Raw genomic sequence first — 16,846 nt, forward strand, 5'->3', positions numbered from 1 at the left:
GGGAGGTGCGCCATGACCACCGAGGTGCTCGACGCGGACGGCTACGCCGGCGCGGTGGCCGGGCCCGGCATCGTGCTGGTCGACTTCCGCACGGACCGCTCGGGCAGCAGCCGGGCGTTCAGCGCGGTGTTCGACGCGGCCGCCGCGCGCCACCCGGACCTGCGCCTGGCCGCCGTCGACACCGCCGCCGAGGAGGCGCTGACGGCGGAGCTCGGCGTGCGGTCGGCGCCGACGCTCATGGCCTACCGCGACGGCGTGCTGGTGTTCGCCGAGCCCGGCTGGCTCCCGGCCGACTCCCTGGACCTGCTGGTCGACACGATCCGCGCGCTCGACATGCCGGCCGTCCGCGCGGTCTATCCCGAGCCGCTGCGCCAGGAGCACTAGCCGGCGAGCACGACCACCAGCGTCCGGGGGCCGTGGACGCCCTCGACGCGCTGCAGCTCGATGTCGCTGGTCGCCGACGGGCCGCTGACCATCGTGAGCGGCGCGACCGGGTCGAGCCGGCCCAGCGCGTCGGGCACGTCGGGCACCACCTGCGCGGCCTCGACCACGCACACCAGGACGTCGGGCAGCAGCGACAGCGCCCGCCGCCCCGACAGCAGCGCGCCGTCGAGCACCAGCGTGCCGGTCTCGGCCACCGCCGTCGCCACGCCGGTCAGGGTCGCGGCGAAGGCGGCGAGCTCGACCGGCGGCCGGCCGTCGTCCTCCGTCGCGCCGTCGGGCCGCCAGGCGGCCGGCACCCCGGGGGCGACGACGACGCCCGCCGGGTCCCAGCCCCCGCCCAGCGCCGCGTCCAGGCCGCGGGCGACGGTCGCGCCGATCTCCGCGGGCGCGCAGCGCAGCACCGTGGCGCGGTAGTCCTCCACCCGCTCGGCGAGCAGGTCGAGCAGCTCGCCGGCCGGCAGGTCGCGCGGCGCCGGCACCGGCGGGACGGCCACGGACGGGCGCTGCTCGCCCAGCGCCGTCCGGATCCGGCCGAGCACCTCCTCGCGCGCGCTCACGACCGGTGCTCCTCGTTCCACTGCTGCACGAACGTCCTCCCCGGCGGGGTGGGCAGGTCGCGGGTGCGGGTCCAGGCGCTCGCCGGGGGCGGCAGCGCGGCCGGCAGCGTCGGCCTGCCGCGGGACAGCAGCCGGCCGAGCCCGGCGGCGCGCTGGGCGAGGTGCCACAGCCGCGGGCTGCTCATGACCCGCGCCAGTCCCCGGAAGGCGACCGCCTCCGCGGTGGGCCGCGACCGCTCCTCGGCGACCGCCTCGACGTGCTCCGCGCGCAGGTGCACGAGGATCGACGGGATGTCGATCGCCACCGGGCAGACGTCGTAGCAGGCGCCGCACAGCGACGACGCGTACGGCAGCGAGGCGTTGTCCTCGACGCCGGTCAGCTGCGGGGACAGCACCGCGCCGATCGGGCCCGGGTAGACCGAGCCGTAGGCGTGCCCGCCGGTGCGCTCGTACACCGGGCACACGTTCAGGCAGGCCGAGCAGCGGATGCAGTGCAGCGCCTCGCGGCCCACCTCGTCGGCGAGCACCGCCGTGCGGCCGTTGTCGAGCAGCACGAGGTGGAACTCCTGCGGCCCGTCGCCGGGCGTCACGCCGGCCCAGGTCGAGGTGTAGGGGTTCATCCGCTCGCCGGTCGAGGAGCGGGGGAGCAGCTGCAGGAAGACGCCGAGGTCCGCCCAGCGCGGCACGACCTTCTCGATGCCCATGACGGTGATGAGCGTCTGCGGGAGCGTCAGGCACATCCGGCCGTTGCCCTCGCTCTCGACCACCGACAGCGTGCCGGTCTCGGCGACGGCGAAGTTGGCCCCGCTGACGGCCACCCGCGCGCGCAGGAACCGCTCGCGCAGGTGGGCGCGGGCGGCCATCGCCAGCTGCCGGGGGTCGTCGGTCAGCCCGGGGGAGGCGCCGGGACCCTGGAGGTGCGGCAGGGTCCGGCTGAAGATCTCGCGGATCTCCGAGCGGTTCTTGTGGATCGCCGGCACCAGGATGTGGCTGGGGGAGTCCTCGCCCAGCTGCACGATCAGCTCGGCCAGGTCGGTCTCGACCGCCTCGATGCCCGCGGCCTCCAGCGCCTCGTTGAGGCCGATCTCCTGGGTGGCCATCGACTTGACCTTGACCACCTCGGAGCTGCCGGTGGCCCGCACGAGGTCGGTGACGATGCGGTTGGCCTCGGCGGCGTCGCGCGCCCAGTGCACCGTGCCGCCGCGCGCGGTCACCTGCCGCTCGAGCTCCTCGAGGTGCTCGTCGAGCCGGGCCATGGTGGCGGCCTTGAGCGCCTTGCCGGCCTGGCGGAGCTGCTCCCAGTGCGGCACCTCCGACACGACGGCGGCGCGCTTGCCGCGGATCGTGGTCGTGGCGCGGCCGAGGTTGGCGCGCAGCTGCCCGTCGCGCAGGGCGGTGCGGGCGGCGTCGGGGAAGGGCCGGTCGCCGCGCAGGTGGCCGACGCCGGGCGGCGCGGTGGGCAGGCCGAGGAACGTGGTGCCCGACCGCGGGGCGCCGGGGGCCAGCGGGGAGGCGGTCACGCGGGCACCGCGGGGGCGGTGGTCTGGGTGGGGGACACGTGCTCCTCCGTCGAGGCGAGGATCTCGGCCAGGTGCACCGTGCGGGTGCCCGAGCGCAGCCGCGACAGCCCGCCGCCGATGTGCATCAGGCAGGACGCGTCACCGGCGGTGCAGACCTCGGCGTGCGTGGACAGCACGGCGGCCATCTTGTCGGTGAGCATCGCCGTCGAGGTGTCGGCGTTCTTCACCGCGAACGTGCCGCCGAACCCGCAGCAGGACTCCGCGCCGGGCAGCTCGACGAGGTCGAGGCCGCGCACCGCGCGCAGCAGCTGCAGCGGCCGGTCGCCCACCTTCAGCATCCGCAGCGAGTGGCAGGTCGGGTGGTAGGTGACCCGGTGCGGGTAGTAGGCGCCGACGTCGGTGACGCCGAGGACGTCGACGAGGAACTGGCTCAGCTCGTACGTGCGCGCGGCGAGCGCCTCCGCGTCGTCGGCCAGGGCGTGCTCCCCGGCCCGCCGGGCGACCATCGCCTGCTGGTGGTGGATCGAGGCCACGCAGGACCCGGACGGGGCGACGACGGCCTCGGCGCCCGCGAAAGCCCGCACGTGGTTGGCCACGATCGGCACCGCCTCGCGCCGGTAGCCGGTGTTGACGTGCATCTGCCCGCAGCAGGCCTGCGACGGCGGCACGACCACCTCGTGGCCCAGCCGCTGCAGCAGCGTCGCGGTGGCGCGCGCGACCTGCGGCACCATCGTGTCCACCAGGCAGGTGGCGAACAGCGCGACCCTCACGGGGTCCCCTCTCTGTCGCGGAAGACCATGCTCGACTCGCGCACCACCAGCGTGGGCTCGACGACCTCCTGCACGTGCGCGTGCTCCCCGCCGCGGGCCTCGTCGAGCAGCAGCTCGGCCGCCCGCGAGCCCAGCGCCTGGCGCGGCTTGCGCACGCTGGTGAGCGGCACGGCGGCCGAGGCGGCGAAGTCGATGTCGTCGTAGCCGACGATCGCGAAGTCGTCGGGCACCCGCACGCCCTGGCGCACCATCTCCTGCAGCACCCCGAGGGCCATGAGGTCGTTGGCGCAGATCGCGGCGGTGGGCCGGCGCGCGGCGGGCATGCCGACGATGCGCGCGGCGGCCTCGCGGCCGGCGTCGACGGTGAGCTGCTCGGGGGAGAAGACGACGAGCGCGTCGTCGCCGCCGGTCGCCTCCCGGACGGCGGTCTCGATGCCCGCGTGGCGCTCCTGCACCTGCGGCAGGCCCGAGGCGCCGCCGATGAAGGCGATCCGCCGGTGCCCGCGCTCGAGCAGGTGCTCGGCGGCCAGCCGGCCGCCGAGGACGTCGTCGACGGCGACGGCGCACTGGTCGGGCCCGGGCGCCCGCCGGTCGACGAGCACCACCGGGACCCCGCGCCGGCGCAGCGTCTGCAGGTTGGGCGAGAGCTCCGCCGTCGGGGTGATGAGCACGCCCTGCACCCGCTGCTCGGCGAGCACGTCGAGGTAGGCGCTCTCCTTCTCCGGCCGGTCGTCGGAGTTGCACAGGATGACCGCGAGGCCGGCGGAGTTGGCGACGTCCTCGACGCCGCGGGCGACGTCGGTGAAGAACGGGTTGGCGATGTCGAGCACCACCAGGCCGATGGTCCGGCTGTGCCCGGCGCGCAGCTGGCGGGCCGACTCGTTGCGCACGAACCCGAGCGCGGCGATCGCGTCGAGGACCCGCTCGCGGGTGGCCGCGCTGACGACGTCGGGCCGGTTGAGGACGTTGCTCACGGTGCCCACCGACACCCCGGCGTGCTCGGCGACGTCGCGGATGCTCGCGGCCACGGCGCCTCCTCGCGCTGGTCGGACGGGGTGACGGGGGACACCCGCCGGCAGAGATGGTCGCTCCTACGCTGAAACGTGTCAAACAGCGCGCCACGGTGCCGGATCGCGGTCAGGCAACGGCCTCTGGTCGGGCGTTGACACGTTCTCGACCCGACCCCTATGGTCTGCGCCACAGGTCGTCTGAATCGTTTCACAACGGAGGTGGTCGTCGTGGACCACGCCCCGGCGCCAGCGGCGCCGCCGGCGGAGGGCCGGGTCGTCCTGGCCCTGGAGGACGTCGGCAAGAGCTTCGGCGCGGTCGCCGCGCTGCGCGGCGCGCAGCTCGAGCTGCGCGCGGGGGAGGCCCACGCGCTCGTCGGCGAGAACGGCGCCGGCAAGTCGACGCTCGTCAAGATCCTCGCCGGCGTGCACGGTCCCGACACCGGCCGCGTGCTGCTCGACGGGCAGCCGGTCACCTCGCCGACCCCGCCGCCGCGCGGGCCGCCGGCATCGCGGTCATCTACCAGGAGCCGACGCTGTTCCCCGACCTGTCGGTCGCGGAGAACATCTTCATGGGCCGCCAGCCGCTGCTGTCCGGCCGCCGGATCGACCGCCGCGGCCTCACCCGGCGGTGCCGGGCGCTGTTCGACCGCCTCGGCGTCGCCCTCGACCCCGACCGGCCGGCGCGCGGCCTGTCGATCGCCGACCAGCAGATGGTCGAGATCGCCAAGGCGCTGTCCTTCGACGCGCGGGTCCTGGTCATGGACGAGCCCACCGCCGCGCTGTCCGGCGTCGAGGTCGAGCGGCTGTTCGCCGTCGCCCGGTCGCTGCGCGACTCGGGTGCGGCGGTGCTGTTCATCTCCCACCGGTTCGACGAGGTCTTCGACCTGTGCGACCGGATCACCGTCATGCGCGACGGCCAGTGGGTCTCCACCGACCTCGCCCGCGACCTCACCGTCGACGCCGTCGTGCGCCGGATGGTCGGCCGCGAGGTCTCCTCGCTGTTCCCCAAGGTCGACGTGACCCCCGGCGAGGTCGTGCTCGAGGTGCGCGGCCTGACCCGCCGCGGCGTGTTCTCCGACGTCTCCTTCGACGTGCGGGCCGGCGAGATCGTCGCCCTGGCCGGCCTCGTCGGCGCCGGCCGCAGCGAGATCGTGCGCGCCGTCTTCGGCGTCGACCCCTACGACGCCGGCACCGTCCGCGTCGCCGGCAGGGAGCTCAAGGGCGGCAGCCCCGCCGTCGCCATGGCCGCCGGCCTCGCGCTGGTCCCCGAGGACCGCCGCCAGCAGGGCCTGGTCATGGAGCTCTCGGTGGAGAAGAACGCTACCCTCACCCGGCGCTGGAAGCTCGCGAAGGCCGGGCTGCTCAGCTCCCGCACCGAGCGCGCGCAGGCCGCCGAGTGGTCGAAGCGGCTGCAGGTCAAGGCCGGGAAGCTCTCCGACCCGGTGTCCACGCTGTCCGGCGGCAACCAGCAGAAGGTCGTCCTGGCCAAGTGGCTGTCGACCGAGCCGCGCGTCCTCGTCGTCGACGAGCCCACCCGCGGCATCGACGTCGGCACCAAGTCCGAGGTGCACCGGCTGCTGTCGCAGCTGGCCGCCGAGGGACTGGCCGTGATCATGGTGTCCAGCGAGCTGCCGGAGGTGCTCGGCATGGCCGACCGCGTCCTCGTCGTCTCCGAGGGCCGCCTCGTCGACGACATCCCCCGCGCCCGCGCCGACGAGGACAGCGTGATGCTGGCCGCGACCGGCCAGGGCAGCTCCCTCGCGGGAGGTGCCCGGTGAGCGCGCCCCTCACGAAGCCCGCGCCGCTGCCCGAAGAGCTCGCCGCCCCCGAGCGCACCGGCCGCCGCGGCTCGGCGCTCGTCCAGCGCCTCGTCGTCGTCCGCGAGCTCGGCATCGTCGCCGCGCTGGTCCTGCTGGTCGTGGCCACGGTCGTCGCCAACCCGCGGTTCCTGTCGGGGCAGAACGTCCGGGACCTGCTGCTGTCCGCGGCGATCCTCACGGTGCTCGCCGCCGGCCAGACGATGGTGATCATCACCCGCAACGTCGACCTGTCGGTCGGCTCGGTGCTCGGCCTGTCGGCCTACGCCTCGGGCACGCTGATGGTGGTCGCGCCGGGCACGCCGGTCGTCGTCGTGGTGCTCGCCGGCATGGCCGTCGGCGCGGTGTGCGGCCTGCTCAACGGCGCGATCGTCGCCGTCGCCGGGGTGCCCTCGCTGGTGGTCACCCTGGGCACGCTCTACGCCTTCCGCGGCCTGGACTCGCTGTGGGCGTCGAGCGCCGACCGGCTGCAGATCAACGCCGCCGACCTGCCCGGCGGGTTCAAGGCGCTCGGCACCGCCCGCCTGCTCGGGGTCCCGGTGCTCTTCCTCGTCGCCGTCGTCGTGGTGCTGGTCGTCGGCTACTACCTGCGCACCTTCCGCAGCGGCCGCGAGCTCTACGGCATCGGCTCCGCCCCGGAGGCGGCGCGGCTGTCGGGCATCCCGGTCGGCCGCCGCGTGCTCACCGCCTTCGTCGTCAACGGCGCCCTCGCGGGCCTGGCCGGCGTGCTCTACGCCGCCCGGTTCCAGACGCTGGACACCACCGCCGGCACCGGCCAGGAGCTGTTCGTCGTGGCCGCCGCCGTCGTCGGTGGCGTGGCCATCTTCGGCGGCAGCGGCTCGGTCTACGGCGCCGCGCTCGGCGCGCTGCTGCTCACCACGATCGGCACCGCGCTCCCGCAGCTGGGCCTCGACCCGTTCTGGCGCGACGCCGCCGTCGGCGGGCTGATCCTCGCCGCCATCGCCCTCGACCGGGCGCTGCAGCTGCGCCTGGCCGCCCGTCTCCGGGGGAGGAACGCCCGCCGTGACCGTTGAGACCCCGCCCGCGCCGGCCCCGGCCGCCGCGGCGCCCGCCCGCCGCGGGCCGACCCTGCCCAGCGGCAGCGTCATCACCACGTTCCTCGTGCTGTTCCTGGTGGTCGCCGCCTTCTCCGTCGAGGGCTTCGCCAGCACCCGCAACGCCGGCTTCCTGCTGCTCGACGTCGTCGTCATCGCGCTCATCGCGCTGCCGCTGACGCTCGTCGTGGTCACCGGCGAGATCGACCTGTCGGTGGCCAGCACCGTCGGCCTGTGCAGCGCGGTCATGGGCCAGCTGTGGGTGGCCGGCCTGCCGCTCGAGGCGATCGTCCCGCTGGTCCTCGTGCTCGGCGGCGTGCTCGGCGCGGTCAACGGCTTCCTCGTCACGCGGCTCGGCCTGCCCTCGCTGGCGGTCACCATCGGCACCCTGGCGCTCTACCGCGGCCTGGCGTTCGTCGTCCTCGGCGACCAGGCGGTGGCCGACTTCCCGCGGGCCTGGACCACCTGGGCGATCAGCTCGATCGGCTCCACCGGCATCCCGACCGTCGTCGTCCCGCTGCTGGTGCTCGTCGCGGTCACGGCCGTCGTCCTGCACGCCACCCCGATCGGCCGCTCGCTCTACGCCATGGGCAACAGCGAGGACGCCGCCCGGTTCAGCGGCATCGACGTCGCCCGCACCAAGCTCTGGCTGTTCGTCGTCACCGGCGTCGTCAGCGCCCTGGGCGGCGTCTACTGGACGCTGCGCTACGGCAGCGCCCGCGCCGACAACGCCACGGGTCTCGAGCTGCAGGTCATCGCGGCGATCCTGCTCGGCGGCGTGTCCATCTTCGGCGGCAGCGGCGGCCTGCTCGGCGTCATCGCCGGCGCGCTCCTGCTGGCCTCGGTCCGCAACGCGCTGCAGCTGGTCAACGTGCCCTCCGACGTCCTCAACATCGTCACCGGCGTCCTGCTGATCACCGCGGTCGTCGCGCCGCAGGTCGCCGCCCGGCTGAAGGGCCGGCGACGCCGGGCCCCCGCCTGACCCCCAGATCCGCACCACCGCACCACCCCCATCCACCCGAAGAGAGGGACCCCGATGTCGCTGTTCCTGACCAGCCGCCGCGTGCGCGGAGGACTGACCGGCCTGGCGGTGGCCGCCATGGTGCTCACCACGGCCGCCTGCGGCGGCACCACCCGCGGCGAGGACGAGGGCAGCTCCGGCGGCGGCGACGCCGCCGGCGCCTCGGCCGACCCCGACGCCGAGATCCCCGCGGACCTCGCGATCGCCTTCCTGCCCAAGCAGCTGAACAACCCGTACTTCGACGTCGCCGCCACCGGCTCCGAGCGGGCCGTCGGCGAGATCGAGGGCGAGTTCAGCCAGGTGGGCCCGTCCGAGGCCAGCGCCTCCTCGCAGGTCAGCTACATCAACACGCTGACCCAGCAGGGCGCCGACGTCATCCTGACCTCGGCCAACGACCCGAACGCCATCTGCAGCGCGCTCGACCAGGCCCGCAGCGGCGGCGCCAGCGTCGTCACCTTCGACTCCGACACCGACCCCGAGTGCCGCGACCTGTTCATCAACCAGGCCACCGCCGAGGGCATCGCGCAGACGCAGATCGACACGATGGCCGAGCAGATCGGCGGCACGGGCCAGGTGGCGATCCTGTCGGCCACCGCCAACGCCACGAACCAGAACACCTGGATCGAGCTCATGACCGAGTACGCCGCCCAGGAGTACCCGGACATGGAGATCGTCACGACGGTCTACGGCGACGACGAGGACGAGAAGTCCTTCCAGGAGACCCAGGGCCTGCTGCAGACCTACCCCGACCTCAAGGGCATCATCTCGCCCACCACGGTCGGCATCTCCGCCGCGGCGCGCTACCTGTCCGGCTCCGAGTACAAGGGCCGGGTCGCGCTGACCGGCCTCGGCACCCCGAACCAGATGCGCGAGTTCGTCCAGGACGGGACCGTCACCGCCTTCGCGCTGTGGAACCCCGAGGACCTGGGCTACCTCGCCGCGTACGCCGGTGCCGCGCTGGCCGCCGGCCAGATCACCGGCGAGGAGGGCGAGACCTTCACCGCCGGTGACCTCGGCGAGTACGAGATCGGCGCCGACGGCGTCGTCGTCCTCGGCGAGCCCACCGTGTTCAGCGCCGACAACATCGACGACTTCGACTTCTGAGTCGTCTCCCCGCCGCCGCTGGCCCCCGGCGGGCGGCGGCGGGGACCCCCTCCCGAGAGGACCCCCGCGTGCCCCGCGCCGTGTTCACCCTCCAGGTCCGCCCCGACCGGCTGGCCGAGTACCGCGAGCGGCACGCGGCCGTCTGGCCGGACATGCTGCGCGCGCTGCGCGACGCCGGCTGGCACGACTACCGGCTCTACCTCCGCGACGACGGCCTGCTCGTCGGCGTCGTGGAGACCGACGACCTCGCCGCCGCCCAGGCCGCCGTGGACGCCACCGAGGTGAGCGCCCGCTGGGAGGCCTCCATGGCGCCCTTCTTCGTCACCGGCGACGGCTCCGGCAAGGCCGAGCTGTCCCTCGTCTTCGACCTCGACGCCCAGCTGACCGCGCTCGGCGAACCCACCACCGCCGCTCCAGGAGACCCCTCGTGACCGACCCCGGCACCCCCGACCGCAGGGCCGCCGCCCTCGCCGCGCTGGCCGAGCAGACCATCGAGCTGCCCTCCTGGGCGTTCGGCAACTCCGGCACCCGGTTCAAGGTCTTCGGCCAGCCCGGGGTGGCCCGCGACCCGTTCGAGAAGATCGAGGACGCCGCGCAGGTGCACCGCTACACCGGCGCCGCGCCGCGGGTGTCGCTGCACGTCCCGTGGGACCTCGTCGACGACTTCGGCAAGCTCGCCGCCCACGCCGCCGACCTCGGCGTCTCGATCGGCGCCATCAACTCCAACCTGTTCCAGGACGACGACTACCGCCTCGGGTCGCTGACCCACCCGGAGAAGCGGGTGCGCGACAAGGCGATCGCGCACCACACCCAGTGCATCGACGTCATGCGGGCAACCGGCTCCACGGACCTGAAGCTGTGGCTGCCCGACGGCACCAACTACGCCGGCCAGGACGACCTGCGCGGCCGCCAGGACCGGCTCGCCGACTCCCTGCAGCAGATCTACGCCCAGCTCGACCCGGGCATGCGGCTGCTGCTCGAGTACAAGTTCTACGAGCCCTACTTCTACGCGATGGACATCCCCGACTGGGGCACCTCGCTGCTGCACTGCCTGGCCCTCGGCGAGCAGGCGACCGTCGTCCTCGACACCGGCCACCACGCGCCGGGCACCAACATCGAGTTCATCGTCATGCAGCTGCTGCGGGCCGGCCGCCTCGGCGCGTTCGACTTCAACTCCCGCTACTACGGCGACGACGACCTCATCGTCGGCTCTGCCGACCCGTTCCAGCTGTTCCGGATCATGAACGAGATCGTGGCCGCCGACGCGCTGCGCCCCGACTCCGGCGTCAACTTCATGCTCGACCAGTGCCACAACATCGAGCCGAAGATCCCCGGCCAGATCCGCTCGGTGACCAACGTGCAGGAGGCCACCGCCAAGGCGCTGCTGGTCGACCGCGAGGCGCTGGCCGCCGCGCAGCAGTCCGGTGACGTGCTCGGCGCGCACGGCGCGCTGACCGACGCCTTCTCCACCGACGTCCGCCCGCTGCTCGCCGAGCTCCGCGAGAGCAAGGGGCTCGACGCCGACCCGTACGCCGCCTACGCCCGCTCCGGCCACGCCGAGCGCATCGCCCGCGAGCGCGTCGGCGGCACCCAGGCCTCCTGGGGCGCCTGAGCAAGGACCCGACCGCCCCCCACGCCACGCTCCGCGCGCCGCGGGTCCCTGCGGCCGGGCCGTTCCAGCACGTTCCCACCGGAAGGAAGCACCCCCGTGACCAACCCCGTCGTCCGGAAGCTGCTCGAGCGCAGCAACCGGCTGGGCGCCGACCCGCGCAACACCAACTACGCCGGCGGCAACACCTCCGCCAAGGGCACCGAGACCGACCCGGTCACCGGGCAGCCGGTCGAGCTGCTGTGGGTCAAGGGCTCCGGCGGCGACCTCGGCACCCTGAAGGAGAGCGGCCTCGCCGTCCTCCGGCTGGACCGGCTGCGCTCGCTGGCCGACGTCTACCCGGGCGTCGAGCGCGAGGACGAGATGGTCGCCGCGTTCGACTTCTGCCTGCACGGCCGCGGCGGCGCCGCCCCCTCCATCGACACCGCGATGCACGGCCTGGTCGACGCCGCGCACGTCGACCACCTGCACCCCGACTCGGGCATCGCCCTGGCGACGGCGGCCGACGGCGAGGCGCTGACCCGCGAGTGCTTCGGCGACCGCGTCGTCTGGGTGCCGTGGCGCCGTCCCGGCTTCCAGCTCGGCCTCGACATCGCCGCCATCAAGGAGAAGAACCCGCAGGCCATCGGCTGCGTCCTGGGCGGCCACGGCATCACCGCGTGGGGCGCGACCAGCGAGGAGGCCGAGGCCAACTCCCTCGACATCATCCGCACCGCGGAGCGCTTCCTGGCCGAGAAGGGCCCGGCCGAGCCGTTCGGCGCCGTCGTCCCCGGCTACGAGGCGCTGCCCGAGGACGAGCGCCGGGCGAAGGCGGCCGCGCTCGCGCCGGTCATCCGCGGGCTGGCCTCCACCGACAAGCCGCAGGTCGGCTCCTTCACCGACTCCGACGTCGTCCTGGAGTTCCTGTCCCGCGAGAAGCTCGCCCCGCTCGCGGCGCTCGGCACCTCGTGCCCCGACCACTTCCTCCGCACCAAGGTGCGGCCGCTGGTCGTCGACCTGCCGGCCACCGCGCCGGTGGAGGACGTCGTCGCGCGGCTCAAGACCCTCCACGAGGAGTACCGCGCCGAGTACGCCGCCTACTACCAGCGTCACGCGACGCCGGACTCGCCGGCCATGCGCGGCGCCGACCCGGCGATCGTGCTGGTGCCCGGCGTCGGCATGTTCAGCTTCGGCGCCAACAAGCAGACCGCGCGGGTGGCCGGCGAGTTCTACGTCAACGCCATCAACGTCATGCGCGGCGCCGAGGCCGTCTCCACCTACGCGCCCATCGACGAGAGCGAGAAGTTCCGCATCGAGTACTGGGCGCTGGAGGAGGCCAAGCTGCAGCGGATGCCCAAGCCGAAGCCGCTGGCCACCCGGGTCGCGCTCGTCACCGGCGCGGCGAGCGGCATCGGCAAGGCCATCGCCGAGCGGCTGGCCGCCGAGGGCGCGTGCGTCGTCGTCGCCGACCTCGACCTGCAGAAGGCCACCGACGCCGCGGCCGGGATCGGCGGTCCCGACGTCGCGATCGGCGTGGCCGCCGACGTGTCCGACGCCGGGGCCGTGGCCGCCGCGTTCCGCGAGGCGGTGCTCGCCTTCGGCGGCGTCGACCTGGTGGTCAACAACGCCGGCCTGTCGATCTCCAAGCCGCTGCTGGAGACCACCGAGCGCGACTGGGACCTGCAGCACGACGTCATGGCCAAGGGCAGCTTCCTCGTCTCCCGCGAGGCGGCCCGGATCATGATCGAGCAGGGGATGGGCGGCGACGTCGTCTACATCTCCTCGAAGAACGCCGTGTTCGCCGGCCCGAGCAACATCGCCTACTCCTCGACCAAGGCCGACCAGGCCCACCAGGTCCGGCTGCTGGCCGCCGAGCTCGGCGAGCACCAGATCCGGGTCAACGGCATCAACCCCGACGGCGTCGTCCGCGGGTCGGGCATCTTCGCCGGCGGCTGGGGCGCCCAGCGCGCCGCCGTCTACGGGGTGCCGGAGGAGGAGCTCGGGCAGTTCTACGCCCAGCGCACGCTGCTCAAGCGCGAGGTGCTGCCCGAGCACGTCGCCGACGCCGTGTTCGCCCTCACCGGCGGGGAGCTCAGCCGGACCACCGGCCTGCACGTCCCGGTCGACTCCGGCGTCGCCGCCGCGTTCCTCCGGTGAGCCCGCGGGAGCTGACCCTCGCGGCCGTCGACCTGGGCGCCTCCAGCGGCCGGGTCATGGCCGCGCGGGTCGGCCCCGGCCGGCTCGACCTCACCGAGGTGCACCGGTTCCCCAACCGGCCGGTGCGCACCGCGGGGACGCTGCAGTGGGACGTGCTCGGCCTGTACGCCGGCGTGCTCGACGGCCTGCGGGCGGCCGGGCACGAGGCGGACGGGCGGGGCCTGGACGGGATCGGCATCGACAGCTGGGCGGTCGACGTCGGGCTGCTCGACGCCGACGGCGCGCTGCTCGGCAACCCCGTGCACTACCGCGACGCCCGGCACGAGACGGCGGTGCCGGCCGTGCACGCGCTCGTCCCGCCCGACGAGCTGTACCGGGTCAACGGGCTGCAGCACCTGCCGTTCAACACGGTGTTCCAGCTCGCCGCGATGCGCGGCACGGCGCGGTTCGCCGCCGCCCGGCAGGCGCTGCTGGTCCCCGACCTGCTGGCCCACTGGCTCACCGGGGCGCGGGTCGCGGAGGTCACCAACGCGTCCACCACCGGGCTGCTCGACGCCACCACCCGGCAGTGGGCGACCGGCCTGCTCGACCGGCTGGACCTGCCGCGCGACCTGCTCCCGGCCCTCGTGCAGCCGGGGGAGGAGATCGGCCGGCTCACCGCCGAGGTGCGCGCCGAGACCGGGCTGGGCGAGGTGCCGGTGCTCGCCGTCGGCTCGCACGACACCGCCTCGGCGGTGGTCGGCGTCCCGGCGCGCGGCGACCGGTTCGCCTACGTCTCCTGCGGCACCTGGTCGCTGGTCGGCGTGGAGCTGGACGGGCCGGTGCTCACCGAGGCCGGCCGGACGGCCGGTTTCACCAACGAGCTCGGCGTCGACGGCACCGTCCGGTACCTGCACAACGTCATGGGGCTGTGGCTGCTGCAGGAGTCGCTGCGCACCTGGGCCGCCGCCGGGCTCCCGGCCGACCTGCCCGAGCTGCTCGCCGCCGCGGCGCGGGTGCCCGCGTTCACCGCGGTGGTCGACGCCGACGACCCGCGCTTCCTCCCGCCCGGCGACATGCCGGCCCGCATCGCGCAGGCCTGCGCCGACACCGGGCAGACGCCGCCGCAGAGCCAGGCGGAGACCGTCCGCTGCATCGTCGACAGCCTCGCGCTGGCCTACCGGCGCACCGTCCGGAGGGCCGTCGAGCTGTCGGGCCGCGACGTCGACGTCGTCCACCTGGTCGGCGGGGGAGCGCGCAACGCGCTGCTGTGCCAGCTCACCGCCGACGCCTGCGGGCGGCCGGTGCTCGCCGGGCCGGTGGAGGCCGCGGCGCTGGGGAACGCGCTGGTGCAGGCGCGGGCGCTCGGCGGGCTCGAGGGCGGGCTGGGGGAGATGCGCGAGCTGCTGCGCGCCACCCAGTCCCTGGTCGAGTACCGGCCGTCGGGCACCGACGCCGGGTGGGCCGCCGCGGAGGCGCGCCTGTCCTGAGCGGGAAGGCGGGGCCGGGCCGGGCGGTTGCACGCGGCGTCCGGCCCCGACCGTCAGGAGACGCCCGTGACCCTCGCCGTGACCGGATCGACCGGGCAGCTGGGCGGGCGGGTCGCGCGCCGGCTCGCCGACGCCGGGGTGGAGCAGCGGCTGCTCGTCCGCGACACCTCGCGCGCGCCCCGGCTGCCCGGCGCCACCGCCGTCGCCGCGCCCTACGCCGACGGGGACGCGGTCCGGGCCGCGCTGGACGGCGCCGGCACGGTGCTCATGGTCTCGGCGTCGGAGACGCCCGACCGCGTGGAGCAGCACCGGACCTTCGTCGACGCCGCGGCCGACGCCGGGGTTGCCCACCTGGTCTACGTGTCGTTCCTCGGCGCCGCCCCGGACGCCACGTTCACCCTGGCCCGCGACCACTGGGCCACCGAGGAGCACGTGCGCGCCCGCGGGCTGTCCGCGACGTTCCTCCGCGACTCCCTCTACGCCGACTTCGCGCCGGTGCTCGTGGGCGAGGACGGCGCCATCCGCGGTCCGGCCGGCGACGGGCGGGTGGCGCCGGTCGCCCAGGACGACATCGCCGACGTCGCCGTCGCGGTGCTGCGCGACCCCGCCGCGCACGCCGGCCGCACGTACGACCTCACCGGCCCGGAGGCGCTCACCTTCGCCGGGCTGGCCGCGACGCTGTCGGCCGCGACCGGGCGGGACGTGCGCTACGTGCCCGAGACGCTCGAGGAGGCGTACGCCTCGCGGGCCTCCTACGGCGCGCCGGACTGGCAGGTGGAGGCGTGGGTGTCCACCTACACCGCCGTCGCGGCGGGCGAGCTGGACGTCGTCAGCCCCGCCGTGCCCGACCTGCTCGGCCGGCCGGCGCGCACGCTGGAGCAGGTGCTGCGCGCACGCGGATGACGCAGGGGCTCGGCGGTCGGGGCGTCAGGGGCACCGGCGCGGGTAGACGACGCCCGTGCGCCTGCCCGGTCCCTCGGACCTCCTCGACCTGCCCTGGACGCTCGCCGACTCGGTCCGCTCGCTGAGCGCGGCCCTGCCGCGCGCGGAGACGCTGCTGCCGCTGGCCGACGACGTCCTGCGCCGCACCCGCGCCCTGCTCGAGGGCGCCGCGCCGGCGGTGTCCCGCGCGGCGGCGGTCGGCCCGGAGGCGGTGGAGGTGGCGGCCGACCTCGTGCGGCGGTTCGCCGCGGTCGCCACGCCGGAGCGGGTCGCGACCGTGGGCGCGCTGGTCGACCGGCTCGGCGCCGCGCTCGCCCCGGAGCGGGTCGAGGCGGTCACCCGGACCGTGGACACGCTGCGCTCGCGCGCCGACGTCGTGCCCCGGCTCCTCGACGCCGTCGACGGCCTGCTGTCCTCGGGCCGGCTGGACCGGCTCGCCGACGGGCTCGACCGGCTGCTGGACGCCGACCTGCTGCCCCGCGTCGACCGCCTGCTCGACCACCTCGCCGACGAGCGGGTGGAGCGCGCCCTGGACCTCGCGGGCGACGACCGCGTCGTGCGGGCCCTCGAGCTCGTCACCGGTGACCGGGTCGAGCGGACCCTGGACGTGCTCACCGACCCGCGGGTCGACCGGAGCCTCGACGTCCTCACCGACCCCCGGGTGGACCGCACCCTGGATCTGCTGACCGGCGACCGGGTGCAGCAGGCCCTCGACCTCGCCGCCGACCAGCGCGTGCGCACGCTGCTGGCCCTCGCGGCCGACGAGCGGGTGCTGCGCCTGCTGGGCCGGCTCGACGACCTGCTGGCCGCCGACCGCGTCCCGCGGCTGGTGGACCGCGCCGGCGCGCTGCTGGAGGACGAGCGCCTCGCGCGGCTGGGCGCCCGGGCGGACGCGCTGCTGACCGACGAGCGCCTCGACCGCGTCGAGGAGGTGCTCGACGGGGGGACCGTGGACGCCGTCCTCGACCTCGTCACCCGGCTGGACCGCGAGCTGACCGACGACGCGGCCCGCGCGCTGGGCACCCTGCTCGGCCGCCTGCCCGGCCTGCTCACCGAGGAGCGGGTCGCCGTCCTCGCGGCGCTCGCCGACCAGGCGCCGCGGCTGCTGCGCGGCCTGGAGGCCGGCACCCTGCCGACCACCGCCGACCTCGGGCGGGTGCCGACCGACCTGCACGCCCTGCTCGAGCTCGTCGACGACGTCCACCAGGTGGTGTCGGGCCTGCCCGGCGCCGGCCGCGCCCGCGACCGCGGCGACGACCCGCACCCGCAGGTCGAGGACCCCCGCCCGCCCGACGACGCGCCGCAGACCCGGGACGCGCAGCCGCAGGCCTGATCACCCGTCCTGGCTCACCGTGGTGCGTCCTGGCTCGCCGCCCACCGTGAGCCAGGACG

Annotated in this window: 15 protein-coding genes and 2 pseudogenes; 13 read left to right on the forward strand and 4 right to left on the reverse strand. The window is 75.2% G+C overall.

Annotated elements, in window-relative coordinates; all coding sequences use genetic code 11:
• Positions 1–12: 12 nt before the first annotated feature.
• The gene (locus WA616_RS17255; protein ID WP_336031746.1) at positions 13–384 is read left to right on the forward strand and encodes a thioredoxin family protein; all 372 of its coding nucleotides are present in this window, start codon (positions 13–15) and stop codon (positions 382–384) included.
• On the opposite strand, the gene WA616_RS17260 is transcribed toward WA616_RS17255, so the two are convergent.
• From WA616_RS17260 to WA616_RS17275, 4 genes are read right to left on the reverse strand one after another with little or no spacing between them, the layout of a single operon-like run.
• Positions 381–1,001, reverse strand: coding sequence for a LutC/YkgG family protein (locus WA616_RS17260; protein ID WP_336031748.1), 621 nt, complete (start codon positions 999–1,001; stop codon positions 381–383). The two genes, WA616_RS17255 and WA616_RS17260, sit on opposite strands and share 4 nt — an antisense overlap.
• The gene (locus tag WA616_RS17265; protein ID WP_336031750.1) at positions 998–2,521 is read right to left on the reverse strand and encodes a LutB/LldF family L-lactate oxidation iron-sulfur protein; all 1,524 of its coding nucleotides are present in this window, start codon (positions 2,519–2,521) and stop codon (positions 998–1,000) included. Before WA616_RS17265 ends, WA616_RS17260 begins: the two co-directional genes overlap by 4 nt.
• A complete protein-coding gene (locus WA616_RS17270) occupies positions 2,518–3,291 on the reverse strand; it encodes a (Fe-S)-binding protein (RefSeq protein ID WP_336031752.1) in 774 nt (257 codons plus the stop codon). Before WA616_RS17270 ends, WA616_RS17265 begins: the two co-directional genes overlap by 4 nt.
• Positions 3,288–4,319, reverse strand: coding sequence for a LacI family DNA-binding transcriptional regulator (locus WA616_RS17275; protein WP_336031754.1), 1,032 nt, complete (start codon positions 4,317–4,319; stop codon positions 3,288–3,290). Before WA616_RS17275 ends, WA616_RS17270 begins: the two co-directional genes overlap by 4 nt.
• Positions 4,320–4,478: 159 nt before the next feature.
• Here WA616_RS17275 and WA616_RS24530 point away from each other — a divergent pair.
• The 12 genes and pseudogenes from WA616_RS24530 to WA616_RS17325 all read left to right on the forward strand — a co-directional run.
• Positions 4,479–4,766 (forward strand): annotated as a pseudogene (locus WA616_RS24530) (ATP-binding cassette domain-containing protein); the annotation flags it as partial.
• Between the two features lie 35 nt (positions 4,767–4,801).
• Positions 4,802–5,065, forward strand: a pseudogene (locus WA616_RS24535) (ATP-binding cassette domain-containing protein); the annotation flags it as partial.
• Positions 5,060–6,079 carry a sugar ABC transporter ATP-binding protein gene (locus WA616_RS24540; protein ID WP_442902010.1) on the forward strand — a complete coding sequence of 340 codons (1,020 nt, stop codon included), beginning with the start codon at positions 5,060–5,062 and terminating at the stop codon, positions 6,077–6,079. The pseudogene WA616_RS24535 and the gene WA616_RS24540, both read left to right, overlap by 6 nt.
• The gene (locus tag WA616_RS17285) at positions 6,076–7,152 is read left to right on the forward strand and encodes an ABC transporter permease (protein WP_336031761.1); all 1,077 of its coding nucleotides are present in this window, start codon (positions 6,076–6,078) and stop codon (positions 7,150–7,152) included. The genes WA616_RS24540 and WA616_RS17285 overlap by 4 nt, the downstream gene beginning before the upstream one ends.
• The gene (locus WA616_RS17290; protein ID WP_336031764.1) at positions 7,142–8,155 is read left to right on the forward strand and encodes an ABC transporter permease; all 1,014 of its coding nucleotides are present in this window, start codon (positions 7,142–7,144) and stop codon (positions 8,153–8,155) included. The genes WA616_RS17285 and WA616_RS17290 overlap by 11 nt, the downstream gene beginning before the upstream one ends.
• Positions 8,156–8,209: 54 nt before the next feature.
• Entirely contained in the window at positions 8,210–9,298 is a 1,089-nt protein-coding gene (gene rhaS, locus WA616_RS17295) for a rhamnose ABC transporter substrate-binding protein (protein WP_073419248.1), read from the forward strand.
• Between the two features lie 68 nt (positions 9,299–9,366).
• Positions 9,367–9,729 (forward strand): L-rhamnose mutarotase, encoded by a 363-nt coding sequence (locus tag WA616_RS17300; protein WP_336031766.1) that lies wholly within the window; start codon positions 9,367–9,369, stop codon positions 9,727–9,729.
• Entirely contained in the window at positions 9,726–10,910 is a 1,185-nt protein-coding gene (rhaI, locus tag WA616_RS17305) for an L-rhamnose isomerase (RefSeq protein WP_073419250.1), read from the forward strand. Before WA616_RS17300 ends, rhaI begins: the two co-directional genes overlap by 4 nt.
• A gap of 96 nt (positions 10,911–11,006) precedes the next feature.
• Complete coding sequence (locus WA616_RS17310) at positions 11,007–13,043, forward strand: bifunctional aldolase/short-chain dehydrogenase (protein WP_336031769.1); 2,037 nt, start codon at positions 11,007–11,009, stop codon at positions 13,041–13,043.
• Positions 13,040–14,512, forward strand: coding sequence for a rhamnulokinase (locus WA616_RS17315; protein WP_336031772.1), 1,473 nt, complete (start codon positions 13,040–13,042; stop codon positions 14,510–14,512). Before WA616_RS17310 ends, WA616_RS17315 begins: the two co-directional genes overlap by 4 nt.
• Positions 14,513–14,578: 66 nt before the next feature.
• Positions 14,579–15,415 carry an SDR family oxidoreductase gene (locus tag WA616_RS17320; RefSeq protein WP_336031775.1) on the forward strand — a complete coding sequence of 279 codons (837 nt, stop codon included), beginning with the start codon at positions 14,579–14,581 and terminating at the stop codon, positions 15,413–15,415.
• A gap of 55 nt (positions 15,416–15,470) precedes the next feature.
• The gene (locus WA616_RS17325) at positions 15,471–16,787 is read left to right on the forward strand and encodes a hypothetical protein (RefSeq protein WP_336031778.1); all 1,317 of its coding nucleotides are present in this window, start codon (positions 15,471–15,473) and stop codon (positions 16,785–16,787) included.
• Positions 16,788–16,846: the final 59 nt, after the last annotated feature.

The organism is Geodermatophilus sp. FMUSA9-8, assembly GCF_037034165.1.
Taxonomy (GTDB): domain Bacteria; phylum Actinomycetota; class Actinomycetes; order Mycobacteriales; family Geodermatophilaceae; genus Geodermatophilus; species Geodermatophilus nigrescens.

Excerpts from the sequence above, each read along its gene's own strand:
- WA616_RS24540 (WP_442902010.1), top strand. The coding sequence starts at position 5,060 with ATGGACGAGCCCACCGCCGCGCTGTCCGGCGTCGAGGTCGAGCGGCTG.
- WA616_RS17255 (WP_336031746.1), top strand. The coding sequence starts at position 13 with ATGACCACCGAGGTGCTCGACGCGGACGGCTACGCCGGCGCGGTGGCC.
- rhaS (WP_073419248.1), top strand. The coding sequence starts at position 8,210 with ATGTCGCTGTTCCTGACCAGCCGCCGCGTGCGCGGAGGACTGACCGGC.